This window comes from Streptomyces aurantiacus (assembly GCF_027107535.1).
Classification (GTDB): Bacteria; Actinomycetota; Actinomycetes; order Streptomycetales; family Streptomycetaceae; genus Streptomyces.
The window spans coordinates 35962-55586 of the sequence record NZ_CP114282.1 but is presented as its reverse complement, the minus strand read 5'-3'; the positions used below and the strand labels follow the sequence as shown (position 1 = coordinate 55586).

The window sequence follows — 19625 nt, the reverse complement described above, 5'->3', positions numbered from 1 at the left end:
GCTGCCCTGCGATCGGGCGCCACAAAGGAGGGGCGATAGCCAACCAGCACCAGGACCATGGTGGCCAGTCCAGAATCCCAACAGGCGACGTCAGTCCGCTGCATACACAGTGGTGTCATGGAATGGCTTATCGCGGCTCAAGCAGGCAGCAGCTGGTGGGTCAACGCTCTCCTCGGGGGAGTCGGCGCAGCCGTCGGTGCTTCCGCAACATCTGTGGCGGCACTGAGAACTCTCTCGGACACGAAGAAGGCGCGACGGCGGACGGAGGAGCGCGAGGCGACGGCGGTGGTCAGTGCTGCCTGCATCCAATTGCGCCATGAGTTTCCTTTGGGGCCCGACCGGATAGACCGCCGCAGCGAGCATGTCTATGACTGGCCGGAACACGCCTGGAGTGTGCTCGGGGATGCTGAGCCCGCAGTGCTGGTGTTCCGCGACTCTGGGCTTCGCCAGCGGCTTGCAGAGTCATTCCTACTGATCACAGAGGCGGACCTGATCCCACATTGGCTCCGACAGTTGATGGATGACGACCCGGTGTACGTGGCATGCAGGGATGTCCTGGGTTGCCTTGGCGCCAACCTGCGCGGTGAGTCTCCCCCGAAAGCATCGGACGACTGGGAGAGGGCCGTCAAATGGGTGCGCGATAACGAGAGGGAGGAACGAGCGCGACGCTGGACTTCCATCCTGCAGAATTGGCCGTTGCCCGAGGAGAAGGACAAACCTGACGCGGACGAGTCCCCCGAGTCCGTGTAGCTCTTGCCACGGCGACCACGCCAAGTGCCGCGCACGACGTTGAGATCGCGAGCGGCGGCCCCGGCCGACCACCCGCGCGACGCTCGTTGAAGCTCCCCAGCCCGTTGAACCCCGGACGGAGTGGGGCGACGACCAGCTCTGGCCGTTTTCAAGAATCCGCATCAGCAGTCCGCCGAGCAGGCTCGCGTGGCTCTCCAGGTGGAGTCTCACGCCCTGGGTGGTGGGCTGCACGTACCGGATACCGAAGGGGTACTCGAAGAAGTGCCGCTGGCAGTTGAGGATCCAGTAGAACGCCTCAGACTCGAGCAGGAGCTGCGTCTGGTGGGCCGGTGCCGGGATGAGGGGCGCACCTGGTGGCAGGGCAGCGACAACGTCGCACGCGAGTTGGCGGGGGGCGCCGGTGTAGAGGGCGTACGTCCGGGCCCGGCTGCTGGTCTGGGTGGCTGACATGGCTTCAAGCACCTCTCACTCTGCTCCGTCGGCCCGCGGAGCATGAGGAACAGGCACGGTGTGCTGCTTGGTGGTCGGTGGGGTGGAGCTGGTCGAAGCCCTGCTTCTTCGCCTCCGCCTGGAACCCGTGGGGCCGAGGTTCGCGTGAGGAGCAGCAGACCGGTGCCGCAGTGCGGCAATTTAGCGGCGGGAAGCTGCACGTGGCGGGGCGCCACGCCGCCCCGAATGGGTAGTTGATCCGTGGTGTTGTGGCGGGCTGGTGGTGCCGCGAGACGCCGACCTGACCAGCGGACAAAGGTCGAATATCCGTTCCCTTGTCCGGAATCTCGGGTTACGGTTCAACTCTGTAGTGGACGAAGGGGGACATCATGGAGGCCACTGCTGCATCCCGGTACCTCGGACGCCCGCCGGGCATCGTGACCCGTGAAGACGGGCTGACCGATCGCCAGCGCAGGATCGTCAACGCCATCCGGTCCAGCATCAGGGACCGCGGCTACCCGCCTTCGATGCGGGAACTAGGGCAGGCCGCCGGGCTCGCCAGTACGTCGTCCGTAGCGCACCAGATCGGCGCTCTGGTGAAGAAGGGCGTTCTGCGTCAGGATCCGAAGCGCCCGCGCGCCTACGTCCCCACCACGACCGTCGGCACAGAGGCCGCCCTCGCCTTGGCCGCAGGCCCCGACCACCTCGCGTCCGACTCCTCGGTCGTCCACACCCCGCTCGTCGGCCGCATCGCCGCCGGCGCTCCCATCACCGCCGACCAGCATGTCGAGGACGTACTCGCACTGCCGAAGCAACTTGTGGGCAGCGGCGAGCTGTTCGCGCTCACCGTGTCCGGCGACTCGATGATCAAAGCCCACGTCATGGACGGCGACACGGTCGCCGTCAGGGCGCAGCCGGACGCCGAGAACGGCGAGATCGTCGCGGCCATGATCGACGGGGAGGCGACGGTCAAGCGGCTCAAGCGGGAGGGCTCGACCGTGTGGCTCATGCCGGAGAACGACGCCTTTCAGCCGATCTGCGGCAACGACGCCACCATCCTCGGCAAGGTCGTAGCGGTCATGCGCAGCCTGTGACCATGGGGTACGAAATCACCGGAGGCAGGGCCAGAGCGTCTGGAGGTACCTCGGGCCCAGCTCGGCCAGGCCCTGGGAGCGGCGAGCGATGGCGTGGAGGGTGTGATCGGTGCGCAGGGCGCAGCCTGCAAGATGCTCGGCGGTGCGGCCCTTCTCCTTCTCCTTGGCCAGCGCGAAGTGCGCGCCGCGGGTGAAGGCCTTGCCCTTGGTGGAGACACGCGGTTGTTCCGGCTGTGCGGTGACCTCGTGTTCGCAGTAAGGGCAGCGCAGGGGCCGGGTGAACGGCTCGGGCTTCTGACCGATCTGACGGGCCGAGACCACGAGGCCGGTGGCGTCCCTGGCCTGCCGCATTTTGAACGGCTGACGCTCCCCCACCGCTACCCCTTCTTCCTTGGTCTTGGTCTCCGGCCAGCCTAGCGATCAGGTTCCTGGATCCGGACGGCATTCACCATGACGGCAGGGTCGGCCGGGCGCGCGGGGGCAACTCGGCCTGTTCGGCGACGGCGAGGATTCGGTGTGCCGTTTCGTGACCGACCGTTTCGACCAGGTGCTCGGCGCAGGAAGCGATGAGGATCCACGAGCGGTTGGGTCGGGCGGTCAGCCGGTCGACCGCTTCGGCCAGCGCGCCGGCCTCCAGCGCCATCATCGCCTGGACCTCGACGGTGTCCGCCTGCCGAGGCCCGCCGGGCTCGCGCGCCAGGTCGACGGAGAGGGTCAGATCGTCAACGACCGTCACCGGGGTGGCGTACTCGACCATGTCTGGCTGGTAGGTACGGCTCAGATCGTGGGCCTGGTGCACGGTGATGCTCTCGCTGGCGTACCCGGCCGCGATGAGCCGGCTCAGGGCGGCGTAGGCAGCGTGGGACTTGCCGGACCAGTGCGGGCCGAGAAGGAGCAGGCGGGCGCTGTGGCCGGCCAGGACGGTGGAGCACCACTGCTCGATGGCCGGGTGGTCGGTGACGGCATCTTGGTAGGCGAGAGGGATCGGTGACTCGGGCATCGGACCAGCGTAGACACCGCCCGTGGAGGGAGTGCTCCTGGGCGCCGCGCACGGGGGGACGCGACGCCCAGGAGGACTGTGCGTCAACGTACAACGGCGACGGGCTGTTCATCCGACAATTCCGCAGATGAGTGCGTTTCACTCCTCTATTTCGGGCACGAGCAGAGGTTGGACGATGCCAGCCGGTCCACGAGAGGTGGGTCAGTGTGGTCATGCTTGCTCTGGCGGAAACAGTCGACGCACCATCTCGATCACGAAAGGTGAAGGCCCGAAGGACATCCAGTATCCGTTCTTCGTCTCGTACCCGGGGCCGACGATCAGGTTCACGCTCGACTCCGCACGGGTGAGGGCGACATAGAAGGTACGGCGCTGTTCTGCGAGTTCCGTCTCCGTGGGTCTGCGCCATCGCCCCCGGTCACGGATGTCCCGCGGGATGAGCCCGTTGAGCAGGCCGGGCAGGATCACGGTGTCGAACTCGCGGCCCTTGGCCGCGTGGTAGGTGGCCAGGAGGACCTTCCCGATGACTTCCTCGCCGCGCGCGAGGTCCTGCAGCAGGAGATTCTTGGACCTGCACAGGCTGGCGAGGGCATCGAGGCTGCTGGTGTTGTCCTGATCGGGGTGCGCCGCGGCTACCTCGTCGAGGGCCAGGCCGGTGCGCAGATGCTGCAGCCAGTCGAGGGCGGGTGCGTCGGCGGGGTACAGCGACTCGGGATCGAGGCAGTTCTGTAGAGCCCGGGGCAGGGACAGTCGCGAGGAGGGCGGAGCGAGCTGGGCGTCGGTGCGCAGCGTGGTGAGCGCTCGGGCCAAGGCGGCCAGGGACGGTGCTTGCGTCCGGCGCAGCATGTCGGCGCGGACGGTGTCGGGTGCAATGTGGATCTGGTAGTTGGTGACGGCGCGGCTCGCGCACCGCTGGATGAAGCGAGAGAGGCTGCCGGCGGGCAGTTTGTCGTCGCCCTCGTGTCTGAAGTCCAGTTCGCGTCGGGTGAGCTCGCGCTGTACGGCGTCGAGCAGAGGGCCGCGTGCGGGGTAGAGGATGGCGATCTGCTCCGGGCTGATCTGCCTGTTCTGGGCCTGCTGGACGAGGTCGCAGGCCACGCGGGCGTGGTCCGCGAGCCCTCCTTCGACTTGTTCGAGATTGACGTCGCCGGGAGGTGCGCCTTCGCGTGCCAGGCGCCCTCGGGGCAGTCCGAGGGCGGCTTCGGCTGCGGTGATGATGTCCTGGCCGCTGCGGTAGTTGACCTTGAGTTCCAGGTCACGGAAGTCTTCCCGGGCTGCCAGCTCTGTCAGGTACTTGGCGTCGGCGCCGGTGAATCCGTAGACGGACTGGTCGGTGTCCCCGACGGCGAAGACGGTGATGCCCGCCAGGTCGCGCAGGGCGACGACGAGTTCGTGGAGGACGCCGCCGAGGTCCTGGTACTCGTCCACGATGAGGTGGGGGAAGCGGGCACGCAGGATGTCGCGGACGTGTTCGTGCTCGCGGACGGTGCGTACGGCCCGCGTCACCATGGCTTCGAAGTCGATCTCTCCTTTGACGAGGAGCTGTTCTTCGTAGAGGCGGGCCGCCTGGACTTCCCGCGGGTCGAAGCTGTCCAGGTTCTCGTTGCAGGCCAGGGCGCGGCGGATGCGGGTGCTCTGGGGCACGCGGTGCTGGGCGAGGGTTTCGCCGATGCCGGCCTGGTCGAAGCAGCGCTGCAGGAGCAGTTCGGTTGCCGTCTTGCTGAGGACCTGTCCTGCCTGAGGTGCCGGCTGGCCGGTCAGGTGGGCGAAGGCTCGCAGGATCTCGTTCAGGCAGAAGGCGTGGACGGTGGAACAGGTGATCCGCCCTTCGGCGCGCACGCCGCTGCGCAGAACGCGGCGGCGGATCTCTTCAGCGGCCGCGTTGGTGTAGGTGATGCAGGCCACGCCGCGGAACGCAGAGATCTGGGTCTGGAGCAGGTAGGCGATGCGCGCGACGAGGGTGCGGGTCTTGCCGCTGCCGGGCCCGGCCCTCAGAACAACGTTGCCGTCGTGGAGGACGGCGGTGCGTTGCTTGAGGTGCAGCTCCTCGAGCTCGGCGAGGAGGGTGTCACTGATCTGCATCGTTGCCCTGCCGGCTGACCTCTGACGGGGTCGCGTGCTTGGTCAGGAAGGAGGTTCCACGGGCCGCGCGGCTGATGGCCTCCATGGCCAGGAAGAGGTAGGAGGCGGTGCCCAGGCGGCGCAGAGCCTGCTCGTCGAGTGGCACGTCGTCCCTGGTGATCTGGGCTGCGGCCCGGATGCGGGCGTCCAGGTCCACCTGGGCGATGTGGGCGGCGAGGCGCTGCGCAAAGCGGCCCTTGCCGAGGGCCGAGATCCGTTTGAGCATCTGCTTGCGGATGTCGGGGTCGATCGTCGCGTTCCGCTCGTTGGCGACGCCGCGGGTCACCTCGTCGATCGCGGTGGCGTTGCCGCTCAGTTCCTTGAACGCCTGAATGATCTCCTCGCCGAACAGGGGGCAGAGGTCGGTCTCCAGGGTCTGGGCGCCGACGTAGACGCCGATGCCCAGGAGATCGGCAGCGAGGGGATCGCGGGCCGTGTGGTAGCTGGTCTGATCGGGTCCCGGCAGTTGGGCGATCTGATCCAGAAGGGCCTTTCGTCGGGCTTCCTCGGGGTGGAGGTTCGCGCCTCGCTTGAGGCCGGCTTCCCGCCGGCCGAGTTTGTCGCGGGCGGCGTCTCCGTCGGTGATGACCACGTGGGGGGTGTTGAGTCCCTTGGGACCGAGGAACGCGCGGTAGGGCTTGAAGTCGGTGCCGTGGACGCTGGCCACCACGGTGCCGTAGGCGTCGAGATCGAATTCCGCGGCTTGCGCCAGGGCGGGAAGGATGTACAGCTCTGCCAGGCCTTCGACCAGCACGACGGCGGAGGCGAAGAGGATCTCGGCGCGGCTGATGTCGAGGTAGCGCTCCAGGTCCGCGGCCTCCTCGCTGCTGACGGGGAGGGCGGACGTCGTGGCGCCGGTCGTGCCGTCCTCCGTCGCGCGCAGCACGATGAAGGAGCGGACCGGGGCGACGGCGGCGATGTGCGGGCTGTGGGTGGTGAGGATGAGTGACGGTCCGGTGCGCAGCAGGTACTTGAAGAGATGCCGCTGGAGGGTGACGTGGAGGTGGGCTTCGGGCTCTTCCACGGCGACCAGCGTGGCGATGAATTCCTCGTCCAGCTGCTGCTGGCTGAGGGCTTCCAGCAGCAGGCCGAGGTAGATGACGTTCGCGCTGCCCAGACTGGCGTCGGAGATGCCCCTGCGGCGGGCCGTGTCGAAGAACAGGCGGACGGCGCGGATCAGTTCGTCCGGCTTGGAGGAGGCGAAGCCGAGGGTGGGCTGTACGGCCAGGCGTGGCCCGAACATGGCTCCCAGCCGGTCCGTCAGGTGCCCCTCCAGCTTGGTGATGTTGTCGTCCTTGGTGAGCTGGTCGACTGCGGTCGCGATCGCCGAGGCCGTGGCTTCCAGGTTCACCGGGTCCAGAGGCAGTCGCTCCAGCAGATCCCTCAAGGGGCTGCGCCGCCAGTTGTGCAGGTCTGCCTCGGCGTCGCGCAGAGCCGGCAGGACGCGCAGGGCGACTTCGCGGCGGATGGCGCGCACGTCGTTGGTCTCGCTGGCACCGGCGAAGACGACGGCGTCGTAGTCCTTCGCGGTCAGCGGCCGGCCGGTGGGCTCCACCCGGGGGCCGGCGGCGGTCGCCACCTCGGCCCGGGGAGTGAAGCGGTAGGTCAGCCGGGCTACATAGGGGTCAAAGGCCACGACGGCGGTCGACAGGATGCTCTTGGCGTCAGCGTCCTCGTCGAAGCCCCGTAGCTCCACCACGATGCTCACTTCGGCACCGCCGGCCAGGCCTGCTGGGTCTCCCTCCCAGATGTCCTCCTCGCGCAGCATCCGCCGGGCGTCGGACAGAGACGGGTCGAGGACCAGGCGGATCGCTTCCAGCAAGTTCGACTTGCCGACGCCGTTCTCGCCGACGATCACGGCGTGGGCGGGGAAGCCGTCGATGACCAGATGCCGGAAGTTCCGGAAGTTCCGGATCTCGATCCGCGAAATGTGCAGGCCCATTCGTCCCCTTTGGCGATCTGGTGTGATGTGGTGATTCATCATTCCAGGGCCCTCCGCGCAGGACAGGCCCTTTCGCCAGACAGTCCGCGCTCCGATGATCGTCTCGATGAGTCCGGGGGCGGGACAGGGGACGGCACCCCTGACCCGAGCGAAGAGGATGGGCGCCTCCCCGCACTCGGCTTGTACCGCTAGGCTGGGATCCGGCATACCGCCGTCGAAGGAGGGTGAGGACATGGCGCCGCGCGAGTGGACCGTGGACCAGCTGCACGTTGCCCTGCCGCACAGTTCTCTTCGGCAGCAGCTCTTGGCGGACGTCAACCTGACTCCTCTCGAGGAGCTGCCCGCGCGGCTGGAGGGATGGGCCACGGCCGCGGAGACGCTTGATGCAGCCCGCCCGCGCATCGAAGCCGCACGCGCGTACGTCAAGGAGCACGGCACTGTGCCGCCCGAGTACGAGACCGCCCCCGACATGACCGACACCGTCGTGGATGACGCGCAAGGGCGGCGGGGCGCCGCGTGACCTTCAGGCTCCACATCCCCGCCGATCAGTACGACATCTACAAGAACCTGCCCGACGAGGCTCGCCGTGACATCGCGGTCTGCCTCGTCGATGCCGTCCAGGACCCTCTCGCTGCTAGCGAGCCATATGGGGAGGACGATGGAATCGTCCGCACAGTCGCCCGCGGCCGCGCCGCGATCGTCATCCTGGTCAACGAGCAGACGAACAACATCACGGTCCTGGCGATCGCCTACGCCGGCTAGGCCAAGGCGGCGTAGGTCCAGCCGGACGCGGTGCCTCTTGCCGGACACGGGGCTCAGGGGCTTGTGATCGTCGAGTGAGCCTGGTTCCGGCACACGCTAGAGGTCAGGCGGCGGTGGCCGCCTCACGTCATCTGCATCCGCCACCTGTCATACGTCCCGCCGCTTCGTCGCGTACCGTCCGTTCTTGAACGAGACCCGCTCCGGCCTTCTCGCACCGCCGTCACGGACGAGGTCCAGCGCCGAAGAAGGAACCCTGCGGTATGGCCCTCTGCGGACGTTCAGGGGTACTCGTGCCGAAAACGGGTTCCAGCATGCGGTGCAGTCGCTCGGCCTCATCGCGTGTCCGGCTGGGCACGTCACCTCGCTCGGCGACAAGCTGGCTGTAGATGGGGGTGTCCGAGGAACCAGCGGAATGTGCATCCATTTTAGGCACCCTACGTGTGTGCACTGACGGTGCACACACGTAAGCATCTGGGGTGTCAACCCACCCAGTTGACCATGCCCGACATGAGGAACCAGAAGGATTTCACGGTCACCGCTCCGGGATGAGGTCCGCGTCGTGTGCAGCGCGGACGGCGTTGGTTGCGGCGGGGAAGTCAGAGTGGCTCTTCCACTGGTCGGCCACGGTCATGAGCGCGTCGAGGCAGCGGCGGGCCTCATCGGTGTTGCCCGCCCGCACAGCGGTGGCGTACTCCTGGCTGAGTTCGTGGGCATCGCGCCAGGACTGGATGTACGCGGGGTGATGGCCGGGGCGTCCAGGCCCTGGCCGGCTCTCATCGGGCGTGGAGGTGCGATGGCGCAGACGCCGCCAGGCGGTGGTGACGATGGCGATCACCAGCCCGGCGCCGAGGGCTCCGAGGAATTCGGGCATCGCGGCCATCAGCAGGGACTCCGCAGCCTGGCCCAGTCCGGGGGAGGCGGATGCCTCGGCGGCCGCAGGACGGAAAGAGAAACAGGTGAACACGGTGTTGTTATCCGCTCCCGTAAGGCCGGGCACTTGAATCGGCCCGGCGTGGTGAGACAGACCATGAGCCGACGTCGTCGTGTCCCCAACTGCGCCTGGAACTTGCTGGGACAGGTCGGGACACGGTGGGACAGTGAGAGGCGGTCGCAAGGGGGCTGGTGATCGCAGTACGGTGTCTTCCGCTGTGGGACATGGCGGGCGGTCCTGGGACGAACCGCGCGGGGACGGGGTGGGAATGACGGTGATTCAGGGGCGGGAAGAGCATGGCGGAACGCCGCAGGAGCGGTACGCCCGCTTCCTCGCGCGGCAGGCGGACGAAGCGGGACTCGGAGCCCGTGCCATCGCCGACCGCTTCGAGGAGGAGGCGAGGAAGCAAAAGGAGGACGCAGCCACAGACAAGCCCTCTCCTCAGTACCCGGTCAGTGGCATGCGCTACTCGAAGTCCACCATCGACCGCCTCCTAAAAGGGGATATCCCTCGTCCGACTAAGCCCTTCACCCGTCAATTCCTGCTCATCACGTCCAAGGCAGCCGGCCTGTCCCAGCAGGAGTTCCGGAGGCGGTGCACCGAAGCCTGCCGCCTCCTCGACGAGCTCGTCGACAGCAGATCGCAGGAGCGTGCGCAGCGTCGGCCTGAGGCACCGGCATCCGTCCCTCGTACCGAAGAGGTCGCCCGGCTCGCGGGTTGGCTGGTGCGCGATCTCCGTGATCCATTCGATCTGGGGGTCCAGCGGGCGATCGACGCCTCCAGCGATGACGTCTCCGACTCTTTGCCGGTGTTGCCGGTGTTGCCGGTGTACGTGGAGCGCGAACACGATGCGCTGCTGCGTGAGGCGGTTCTCGGCGCCGCGGACGGGCGCAGCGCGTTGGTGACCTTGATTGGTGGTTCTTTCACCGGGAAGACCCGAGCCTGCTGGGAGGCGGTCCAACTTCTGCCGGACGAGTGGCGCTTGTGGCATCCGATCGCACCAAGCCACACCGATGCGGTGCTCGCGGGCCTGGAAGAGGTCGGGTCGCACACCGTGCTCTGGCTCGACGAGGTCCAGCACTATCTCCTGACCAGCGATCCGGCCGTCGGCGAGCGGGTCGCTGCCGGCTTGCGTGAACTGCTGCGCACGCCTGAGCGTCGTCCCGTCCTCGCGCTCGCGACCGCCCACCCAGAGGACTGGGCCCGCCTCACCGCCACTTCTGCGCCCCGCGATGATTACCCCCAGGCCCGGGCCCTGCTCACCGGAGCCTGCGTCCGCGCGCGGATCCCGGACCAGTTCGTCTGTGATCCCGCGGCCCTTGAGGAGGCGGCACAAGCCGATCCGCGTGTCGCCGAGGCCTCCGCGTTCGCCATTGACGGGCGGCTCACCCAGTACCTCGCGGGCGTGCCGGTACTCCTGGAGCGCGTCGGGCTCGCCTCGCAGATGGCCCGGTATCTCGTCATCGCCGCGGTGCAGTTGCGCCGCCTCGGCCACGGCCCGATGCTGCCCCTGCGCGGGCTGGAAGCAACTGCGGCTTCTCTCGCCCCTGACCACATCTGGAATGAACACGGTCATCCTGGGTGCTTCGAGAGCGCCCTGGAGTACCTTTCCGCCCCGTGCCGGGGCGTCCCCGGCCTCCTGAGCCCGGTCCGGCCCAGGCCCGGCACTCCCCCACCGGACCAGCCGCTCTACCAGCTGTCCGGCACTCTCTTCGAAATCGGCCGCTACGAGTTCCGCCACGACTGCCCACCCGCGGCGTTCTGGGCAGCCGCCCTGCAGCATGCCTACACCGACGAGGACCGCCGGGCCCTCGCCACGTCCGCGTACGAGCGAGGGCGGGTACGCCTGTCCGCTTCGGTCTCAGACGGCAGGGACCTGTTCGGTCTGTACGACCGCGGCTCCTCCTACCTGCTGGGGCAGGAGGCCGACAGAGCACGTACGGACAGCGCTCTGGCCACGATCGACGCGCATCGGGCATCCGGGGAACTCCAGCGCAATGCCGTCCTCGCCTACTTCTACCGGCGCGAGGAAGCACACCACCTTCACCAGCGTGGGGAGCACCAGCAGGCCGTGTCCGTCTGGCGTGAGCTCGCAGACCAGGGCCACCCAGATGCCTACGTGCACGTCGGGGGCTATCACTTGGAGCTCGGCCGGCGGACGGAAGCCGAGCGGTGGTTCCGGCGCGGTGCCGAGGCCGGTGACGACGACGCCATGCAGGAACTGGTGTTCCTGCTAGCCGAGGACGGGCTGTTCGACGAAGCCGCCGAGTGGACCGAACGGATCGCACGGCCCGCAGAGAGCGGAGACATCTACGCCTACTCCCGGCTGGCCTACCGCTATGAGCGGGCAGGCGATCTCGCGCAGGCCAAGGTCTACTTCCGCAAGGCGATCGACGCAGGGCTCGTGGACTGCTACCAGGAGCTGATCCGACTGCACTACCAGGAAGGGGACATCGAAGGGGCCTGCCGCCTGTGCGCGGAGGCGATCGAGGCGGGCGAGACCAGTGCTCCCATGATGCGGGCCGAGGAGAAGGGGGAGCACGCCAAGGCCGACAAGCTCGCTTTCACCGCCCGTGACCGCGGCCGTACTGTGGGGCCACTTCAGTTCCTGCTGTGGCATCGGCTGCAACGGCCAGACACGCTCGTCCTCGGAACGGCTCTCGCGCGCACAGTGATCGACGGCGGCGATGCCTTCGTCGTCCAGGGAATGGCCAGCGAACTCTCGGCAGCCGGACACCACCGTGCTGTCGAAGCCCTGCAGCGCGTCTTCGACGAGGTCGACGAAAGCGTTGACCAGTAAGGACGCACGCCGCGGGCTCAACTTCAACCGGTTGCCCGGCGGGCCTGGGGTGGTCCGTCGTCGTCTGCCCCGGTTCGGAAAGTGACGCCTGCTGCGTCTACTGGGGGCAGTGATCCGTTCCGGGACGGGTGGATCGGCAATCGTGACCAGTGGCGTCGGGGCCGCGCGCCCGGGCGGGCGGGCTGACGTGGGGCAAGTAGGTCAGGAGGCGGCGACCGCCGGGGCGTCCGCCTGCCCGCTCCTCCGCGTCGGCTGGGTGCGCAGCGAATTGGCGTGCTGCGCCGCCTCACACCAGGTTATCTAGGATTCGGTCGCCGATACAGGCATACCCTCGGCGGCACGATGTCCTTGCGGGGGATCGGGGACCTGCTGCGCGCCATGTCCCCGAACATGGCAGCTCACGAGCGTTCCGTGCCTTGCCCATTCTCTTCCACGCCTCGCCTTCAACTGCCAGTCGACATAACCGGTCTCGCTGCCGGCAGCGGCTGGTCTACCCCCCTCATCACACGGAGCTGGCGCGTCACCTCCTGGCCGGTCGTGCGGCGCGGGCTCGTCGGGCGGCCCGGTATGCCTGGGCGGGATCGTCGGAGGCTCCGGGTGCGGGGCGCCACTCTCCGGTGCGCCAGTCTCCTTGGTAGAGGGTGAAGGGGAACCAACGGCCGTCGGGCCCCAGCCGGATCTGGATGCCAGCGGTCGCATCGGTCAGCGCGTCGCCATCGATCTCGAAGATGCCCAGAGTGGCGGCCCGGGAGGAGCGAATGGCCTCTCGGGCCTGTTCCAGCGTGCCCGGCAGGGCCGGGGCGGCGGCGAGGGTGGCATGGGCGCCGGCCGGCCCGTCGTGGCGGTAGCCGATCATCATGGCGCGCAGAGCGCTTTGGGTATGGCCGGTGGCGTGGGCGGCGGCCGGGAGCCGGTCGACGCCGTCGGGGCTGGCGAGGATCCGCACCGTGTCGGCGAGGTCGTCGTGGGGGTGGCCTGGGCCTCCGGACAAGAGCGCGCGGGCGCGGTCTGCGGCGTCCTCGACCATCCACGTCAGGTCCTGGGCCCGAGGGCCGGGAATGGGCGGGTCGTCGAGCGTGGCGGTGATCGGGGTGACGGTGTCGAGGCGGAACCGGGGCGCGGGCGGCGGGGATCGGTGGGCCGACAAGGAGTAGAGCTGGTCGGCACGGACTGTTCCGTCGGTGTCTGCCGGAAGGGCGCCAGGATCGGTGTCGGCCACGAGATCGCGCACGAGGGAGGCGAGGGTGCGGGCGGTCATGCCGCGGGCGCCGAGCAGAACGGAGGCGGCGGTGGCGAGTCGTTCGGTGACCGCGTGGCCGAGCGCGGCGCTGTGGTCGCACAGACGGCCGGCATGACCGGTGGGGCAGGAGCAGGAGAAGGTGATCTCTTCGGCTCCGGGGACGATGGTGATGCCGCCGGCGTGCCCGGGATCGGCGATGGCGGCGGGAACCCGGTTGGCGAGGAGGTCGGCGACGGCTTGGGGGCTGCCGGCGAGGCGGCCGGCCAGGGCGTCCCACTGTGTGGCGGCCAGCTCGGGAACGAACAGGATGGCGTGGTGGGTGGCCCTCTTCACGGCGACCGCAGCGGCGAGGCGGCCGGGTTGGGCATGGATCTGGGCGACGGCGCCGTTGCGTGAGAGGTTGAGGCCCTTGCCGTAGGAGCCGGACCCGCCGGTGGCCAAGTGGAAGGCCTGTTTCCACGCGGCGACGAGTGGGGCCATGTTGCGGGCGTTCCCGGAGCCGGTCATCGGGCCCCCAGTGCGACAAATTCCCTATTGAATGCGCGTGTTGAAGCGGCTGCTGAAGGGCTGGTCTGTGAAGGCATGGCGTGTTTTCTGGGTACGGGCGGCCGGGCCGCAAGCAGTGTCAGCCGAGCTGCAGACCTGGTTGAAGGGATTGGCGGAACGGGAGCAGGAGTCGGGGGTTCGGCCCGGCGACCCCGTCTTCCTGTCGCCAGACTATCGAGTGGACCCGCTGCTGACCCGGTACGTGCGGTCCTGGTCTTTCCGTTCGCATGCCATGTCGACCAAGCTCAACTACGCGACTGACATTGCTCTGCTCCTGACGTTCCTGTGGGGCAGAGGGAAGAGCTGGTGTGAGGCCCTGGACCGGGATCTGGAGGACTTCGAGTACTGGCGGACCCGAGCTCCGGAGAATCCGGAGCGGGTCGGCGGGTCGAAGTGGAACCGTGAGCTGGCCGCGTTCAGCGGCCTGTACCGGTGGGCGCTGCGGGAACGGCTGATCATGCGGTCTCCGGTCGCCACGCGGCAGGTTGTCGGGTATCGCGGTCATCTGGTGGCGGTACCGGTGGCTCGGGCCAAGGACAGTCGGCCGAGCAATGTGCACTGGCTGACGCCGCGCACCTGGCGGCTGTGGTCGGACGTCGGGCTGCGGGGGTTCGACCGGGACGGGACGCCGGCACCCGGGTGGGCGGGGCGTCTGGAGGACCGGAACACCTCGTTCGTCGACCTTCTCACCTCGTCCGGGTTGCGGCGCCAGGAAGCGGCTGCGTTGCTGACGATCGAGATACCCGTGCAGCGCCTGGCCGGCGGTCGGTACTGCCACGGCACGGTGGCGTCGGAGAGTTCTCGAGGAAAGAGGTCCCGGTCGTTCTACACCTCGGTCCGGGTGGTTGATCAGATACAGGACTATGTGGACTCCTCGCGGGCGTGGGCGGTTCGGCAGGCCCAGGCGCGCGGGAGGTATGACCGGGCGCCCATGCGGCTGGTCTCCGAGGTTGTTGGAGGGCTGAAGCCGCGGGTGCGCTGGCAGGGGCCTGGTGGGCGGGGGGAGCGGGCGCTGGATCTGCTGACCTGGCAGGAGCGGGCCACGCTGTTCATTGAGGGGCCGGAGGGTCCGGAACCGCTGTGGCTGTGGCTGAGCGAGCGGGGGCTGCCCTTCTATCCGCACTCGTGGAACGGGGTTTTCCGTACGGCGAACCAGCGGTGCCGGCAGGTGCTCACGCCGCCGGGGCGGCGGGATCCGCACCGGGCGTACGCCCCGTATGCGACTCCGCATGCCGGGCGTCACTCCTTCGCGCTGTTCATGCTGGTGGTGCTGAACCATGTGATGGACCGACGGTACGGGCTCAGTCCCGAGGAGCGTCGTGATTTCCGGCTGCTGTACGGCGATCCGTGGTTCATGGTGCAGGGTCTCCTCGGTCATTCCTCCCGGGAGACCACGATCAGGCACTATCTCGCGCCGGTGCGTCATCTGCAGCTGGAGTCGTTGCTGAGCTCGGCTCCGACGCCCATGGGCGGCCCGGTGCCGGACATGGACAACCTGTTCGCCCAGGTGGCGCGGGCGGCGAGCGGCGTCCAGGACATCGAAGCCGCGCTGACTCCGGCGGGGGAGGGGGTGTGAGCGGGCGCGGCCGCAAGGCGGCTCTTCCTCCCGGCGACCTGGACTTCCCCGAACCGTCCGTCCCGGACGGGCTGGTGGTGGAGCATCGGAACCATGACGGACACACCGCCGCCTACGACTTCGCTCTCCTGCCCGTGGCAGAGCCGTTGCAGCATTCTCTGGCGGTTCTGTTCGCCGGTCAGTGCCGTTCCACGGCTTGGTCGGCGCACTCCACCTCCCGCGGGGTGTGGCGGGAGATCAGGCGGTTCGCAGCGTTCCTCGCGGACCAGCCGGACTGTCCGCGCGATCTCGGTGGGGTGACGGCCGATCTGCTGCGCCGGTGGCGGCTGGCGAAGCTCGCCTCGCCCGGTGGCCGGCAGCAGGTCCGCACGGTCAGTAATCTCCTTCGCGAGGACGGCCGGCTGCAGAGCGGGCCGGTGGCCGAGCTTCTCGCGCGCCGGGTGCCCGGCTCGCGGGGCTGTGTCCAGTCCTACGACACGGCCTCGTTCAATCACATCGTCCGCACTGCCCGCCAGGACTTCAGGTCTGCGCTGCTGCGGATCGAGGACAACAGCCGCCTGCTGGAGCAGTGGCGAAGCGGTGTGATCGGCCCGGACGACGACCGCTGGATGCTGGGTGAGGCGCTGGATTTCCTGGCCCGTACCGGGGATGTCCCCCGTGCGATCGATGCGAGCGGCCGCGAGTACATTCCGGCGAAGTGGCTTCGGGCGCTGGGCGGGGGCGCGCGGGTGCAGACCTGGAAGCGGCTGTTCTTGTCCCGGTCCGAAGCGGTGTCGCTCAGCGTGCTTCTGCTTGCCGAGTTCGGGTGGAACCTCTCGGTCATCGACCGGGCCAAGGTCCCCCGGGCCAGCCCCGACCCCGGCCGGGACGGACGGCCGACCTATCGGGTGCCGGTCGAAAAGCGCCGTCGCGGGGCGGGACGCTGGTACGAGACGGAGAACGTCACCGACACCGGAGCGGGCTCTAGCGGGCGGCTGATCACGCAGGCGCTGGCGGCCACCCGCTTCGCCCGGGCGGCCGTCGCCGCCATGGATCCCGAGGCCGACGTGCTGATCGTCTCGCGCACCGCGAAGACGGGGTTGCCCAGCGGCGACAAGGACCGCCGCGCTCCGGTCGGCCGGTTCGCCTTCGGCATCTGCCATGACGACGTCCGCTTCTGGGCACGCCAGCATCAGCTGACCGGCTCACCGTTCCAGCGCGGTCGGCGCACGGTAGTGACCCGCGTGCACCGCGGCCCCCTCCAGCACTCGCAAGCCACCCATGACCGGCGCTATGTGCTGCCCGACGCCCAGGTCCAGGAGGAGGCCCGGCCGGTGATCGCGGCCGGGGCGCTGGCCGCTCTCGACCATGCCCGCACCGCGGTGCTGGCCGCGCAGCTACGGAAGACCGGCGATCCGGCGGACGCCCCGACCGCGACAGCCGACTGCCATGACGCCGAGGCCAGCCCCTGGCCCGACGCCGGCGGGGGCTGCGGAGCGTCGTTCCTGATGTGCCTGGGCTGCCCCAACGCCCGTGTCCACACCGGCCATCATCCGCGGCTCGCCCACCTGGAGGCGGCGCTGTCCCACCTGCACTCCGTCCTGCCCGCGCCGGTGTGGCACAGGGAGTGGGCCGAGCACCACGAACGCCTTCAGGACCTGTGGCGGCGCCTGGGCGCGGGCCAGCAGCGCACCGCTCTGGCGCAGGTCACCGACACGGACCGCGCCCTCATCGACCTTCTGCTGAACGGAGCCCTCAACCCGTGACGGCCCACGCCCTGCCCGCACCCGATGCTCTGCCCGTACCTGAGGCGGCCGGCCCGGTGGTTCTTGCCCACCGCGTCCAGGCGCCCCAGCACGCCCATCTCAACAGCCGCTACGGAGACGGGTCGTGGTCCCTGGCGCCGCTGATCGCCAACCCGAGCAGTACCCGGAGCTCCATCCACTGGCGCAACTGCCCGGCGCCGATGCGTCCTCAGCTGCGGCTGATCGCATGGACGATGATCAACGGGGAGCTTCCGGCGACGTATCTGCGCGAGCGCGGTATCCGCATGCGCAGCCGCCAGAGCGGCAGTTCGACCGCTGGCACCGTGCTGCAGTGGATGCGCATGGCCCGCTGGTTGAGCGAACGGGGCATCACCTCCCTGACGGACTGCGACATCCCACTCCTTGACGCCTACGGCCGGTATTTGAAGGACGTCGGGGCCAGCGCGGACCGGACACGGGACGTACTGCGGGACGTGTGCCGCCTGTGGGCCTTCGACCAGATCACCGCCCGCCCCACCGGGTTGGCCCGCCCGCCGTGGGACGAACCCGACCTGGTCGCCGACTATCTGCCCGCGGACAGAAGCGAGCGGGGCGAGAACACCACGGAACCCATCGCCACGGCCACCATGGCGCCCCTGCTCACCTGGGCGGTGCGCCTGGTGGAAGACCTCGCCGGTGACATCTTGGCCGCTGCGGCCGAAACGTCCCGCCTGGCCAAGGCAGCGGTCGCCAACCCCGCGAGCGGGGAGGGCCGCGCCGCGCTCGAACAGATTCTGGAACCTGCTCTCACCGCCGGCGGACCGGTCCCCGCGGTCCGCAACGGCGGCAAAACGACCGTGGCCCGTGCCTATCTGGCCGGCCTCGCAGGCGTTTCCATGCCTCAGGTCGACCGGATCGCCCGCGTGCACGGGCTGACGCGGGCGGCAGCCGAGCGGCCCGGTCCGTGCCCCCTGGACGTGCCGGTGACGGCAACCATCGCCAGCAGACCGTGGCGCCCCCGCTTCGACTTCACCGAGGCCTCTGCGCTCCTGCGGCATCTGGGAACCGCCGCGTTCATCGTCTGCGCCTACCTGACCGGCATGCGCCCCGAAGAAGTCCTCGCCATGCGCTCGGGCTGCTGTCCCGACCCGCCCGACGGCCGCAAGGAGCCCTGGCATCTGATCCGCACCCGCCAGTTCAAAACCGCCGTCGACGAGGACGGCAACCACCTCTCCGCCGGCGTCGAGCGGGACGTCCCCTGGGTCGCCATCGCCCCCGTCGTCGCAGCCATCCGCGTCCTGGAACAGATCGTCCCCGAAGGGGAACTGCTCTTCGCCAGCGACTACCACCGCGGCGCCGTCCGACACCGCGGCAAGGCCATGGGCAGCGACGGGATCCGCGAACGCATCACCGACTTCATCACCTGGGCCAACCAGGAAGCCGCCCGCCACAACCTCAGCCACGAAGGTATCCCCGCGGACCCCGCCGGGCCCATCACCGCGGTGCGCTTCCGCCGGTCGTTGGCCTGGCACATCGCCCGCCAGCCCGGCGGCCTAGTCGCCCTCGCCATCCAGTACGGCCACCTGCGGACCGTCCTCGACACCGACGTCGCCGGCGGCTACGGCACCCGCTCCCGCCGCGGCATCCACGACCTCATCGACATCGAGACCGCCCTGAGCACCGCCGAGACCGCGGCCGACCTGAACGAGCGTTACAACCGAGGGGAAGGTGTCTCCGGACCCGCCGCCCGCCAGGCCCTGCACCAGGCCAGCACCGTCCTGCGGTTCGAAGGCACCACCGTGAAGGCCGACTTCGCCCGCAAGTACCTCGCCCGCGACGGGACCGTCCTCTACGACAACCCCCACGCCCTGCTGCTCTGCCGCTACAAACGCGACCTGGCCCTGTGCGAGCGCCCCACCGACAGCAACATTCCAGCCCTGGACCGCTGCGTTCCCGGCTGCGGCAACACGGTCCGCACTGATCTCCACGCCCAGCAGCTACGCGCCCGGGCCGACAGTTTCGCCCGTCAGGCGCTCCATCACCCCCAGCCGATCTCCAGCCGCCTCCTCACTGCGGCCGACCGGCTGCGCAGCCTCGCCGACACCCACGACCGCGCCCGCTTCACCTGCCAGGAGCTGCACACGTGAGCCCAGCGCACGATGAACGAAACCGCATCCGTGCGGCCATGCACCGCATCCTGACCGGCACCCCCGAACATTCCAACGGCGCTCTGACCGTCGTCGCCCTCGCCATCGAGGCTCAGGTTCCCCGCAACGCCCTCACCCAGCGCCACCCCGACCTGCGCAATGAGTTCTACACACAGGTCAAGGAGCGAGGTGCTGTCCCCGACGTTGAAACCCGCCTCCGCGCGAAGATCGTCCAGTTGAAGGAGACCATCGCGAACAAGAACGAGGAACTCGGCCGCCTGCGGGTGGACGTGCCCGCGCTTGTCCGAGTGCTCAACCAGCTTGCCGCCGAGAACGAAGTACTCCGCGAACAGCTGCAGTTGCCGACGCCGAACGTCGTCCCCCTTCGGCCGAAACGCATGTTTGACGATCAGCTGTGACTGAGCGCTTCACTCCCCTCCCACCAACTGACCGCGACGAGGGTGCTATTGGCTCGGCGTAGGCCTTTTGGGCAGACTAGCCGGATCGGCTGAGACCATCGGCCGTCGGGATCGGTCCGGGGTCGCACAGACGGCCTCGCTGGACAA

General features: G+C 68.9%; 15 protein-coding genes. 9 read left to right on the top strand and 6 right to left on the bottom strand.

The window, feature by feature from the left end; genetic code table 11:
* Positions 1-117 precede the first annotated feature (117 nt).
* Positions 118-750, top strand: coding sequence for a hypothetical protein (locus tag O1Q96_RS00215; RefSeq protein WP_269246250.1), 633 nt, complete (start codon positions 118-120; stop codon positions 748-750).
* Between the two features lie 818 nt (positions 751-1568).
* Entirely contained in the window at positions 1569-2273 is a 705-nt protein-coding gene (lexA, locus tag O1Q96_RS00210) for a transcriptional repressor LexA (protein WP_269246249.1), read from the top strand.
* 15 nt (positions 2274-2288) lie between these two features.
* Here the strand turns inward: lexA and O1Q96_RS00205 are convergent, their stop codons facing one another.
* From O1Q96_RS00205 to O1Q96_RS00190, 4 genes are all read right to left on the bottom strand, one after another.
* Positions 2289-2648: a hypothetical protein gene (locus tag O1Q96_RS00205; RefSeq protein WP_269246248.1), complete on the bottom strand. Its 360-nt coding sequence runs from the start codon at positions 2646-2648 to the stop codon at positions 2289-2291.
* A gap of 70 nt (positions 2649-2718) precedes the next feature.
* On the bottom strand, positions 2719-3273 hold the full coding sequence (locus O1Q96_RS00200) for a hypothetical protein (RefSeq protein ID WP_269246247.1): 555 nt from the start codon (positions 3271-3273) through the stop codon (positions 2719-2721).
* A 210-nt stretch (positions 3274-3483) separates the two neighbouring features.
* Positions 3484-5352 carry an ATP-dependent helicase gene (locus tag O1Q96_RS00195; protein ID WP_269246246.1) on the bottom strand — a complete coding sequence of 623 codons (1869 nt, stop codon included), beginning with the start codon at positions 5350-5352 and terminating at the stop codon, positions 3484-3486.
* Positions 5339-7333 carry an ATP-dependent nuclease gene (locus O1Q96_RS00190; RefSeq protein ID WP_269246245.1) on the bottom strand — a complete coding sequence of 665 codons (1995 nt, stop codon included), beginning with the start codon at positions 7331-7333 and terminating at the stop codon, positions 5339-5341. Before O1Q96_RS00190 ends, O1Q96_RS00195 begins: the two co-directional genes overlap by 14 nt.
* A 232-nt stretch (positions 7334-7565) precedes the next feature.
* Here O1Q96_RS00190 and O1Q96_RS00185 point away from each other — a divergent pair, with 232 nt between their 5' ends.
* On the top strand, positions 7566-7853 hold the full coding sequence (locus O1Q96_RS00185) for a hypothetical protein (protein WP_269246244.1): 288 nt from the start codon (positions 7566-7568) through the stop codon (positions 7851-7853).
* Entirely contained in the window at positions 7850-8095 is a 246-nt protein-coding gene (locus O1Q96_RS00180; protein ID WP_269246243.1) for a hypothetical protein, read from the top strand. Before O1Q96_RS00185 ends, O1Q96_RS00180 begins: the two co-directional genes overlap by 4 nt.
* Before the next feature lie 532 nt (positions 8096-8627).
* Here O1Q96_RS00180 and O1Q96_RS00175 read toward each other — a convergent pair.
* Positions 8628-9059: a hypothetical protein gene (locus tag O1Q96_RS00175; protein WP_269246242.1), complete on the bottom strand. Its 432-nt coding sequence runs from the start codon at positions 9057-9059 to the stop codon at positions 8628-8630.
* A 235-nt stretch (positions 9060-9294) separates the two neighbouring features.
* Between O1Q96_RS00175 and O1Q96_RS00170 the strand changes: the two genes are divergently transcribed.
* Complete coding sequence (locus tag O1Q96_RS00170) at positions 9295-11826, top strand: tetratricopeptide repeat protein (protein ID WP_269246241.1); 2532 nt, start codon at positions 9295-9297, stop codon at positions 11824-11826.
* A 520-nt stretch (positions 11827-12346) separates the two neighbouring features.
* Here O1Q96_RS00170 and O1Q96_RS00165 read toward each other — a convergent pair.
* Positions 12347-13573 carry a hypothetical protein gene (locus O1Q96_RS00165; protein WP_269246240.1) on the bottom strand — a complete coding sequence of 409 codons (1227 nt, stop codon included), beginning with the start codon at positions 13571-13573 and terminating at the stop codon, positions 12347-12349.
* Between the two features lie 31 nt (positions 13574-13604).
* Here O1Q96_RS00165 and O1Q96_RS00160 point away from each other — a divergent pair, with 31 nt between their 5' ends.
* Genes O1Q96_RS00160 through O1Q96_RS00145 form a run of 4 tightly spaced genes read left to right on the top strand, consistent with a single transcriptional unit; the run spans position 13605 to position 19478 of the window.
* Positions 13605-15188, top strand: a complete 1584-nt coding sequence (locus tag O1Q96_RS00160; RefSeq protein ID WP_419586404.1) for a site-specific integrase — start codon at positions 13605-13607, stop codon at positions 15186-15188.
* A complete protein-coding gene (locus O1Q96_RS00155; protein ID WP_269246238.1) occupies positions 15185-16933 on the top strand; it encodes a hypothetical protein in 1749 nt (582 codons plus the stop codon). The genes O1Q96_RS00160 and O1Q96_RS00155 overlap by 4 nt, the downstream gene beginning before the upstream one ends.
* Positions 16930-19059 carry an integrase gene (locus tag O1Q96_RS00150; RefSeq protein ID WP_269246237.1) on the top strand — a complete coding sequence of 710 codons (2130 nt, stop codon included), beginning with the start codon at positions 16930-16932 and terminating at the stop codon, positions 19057-19059. Before O1Q96_RS00155 ends, O1Q96_RS00150 begins: the two co-directional genes overlap by 4 nt.
* Positions 19056-19478 carry a hypothetical protein gene (locus O1Q96_RS00145; protein ID WP_269246236.1) on the top strand — a complete coding sequence of 141 codons (423 nt, stop codon included), beginning with the start codon at positions 19056-19058 and terminating at the stop codon, positions 19476-19478. The genes O1Q96_RS00150 and O1Q96_RS00145 overlap by 4 nt, the downstream gene beginning before the upstream one ends.
* Positions 19479-19625 lie beyond the last annotated feature (147 nt).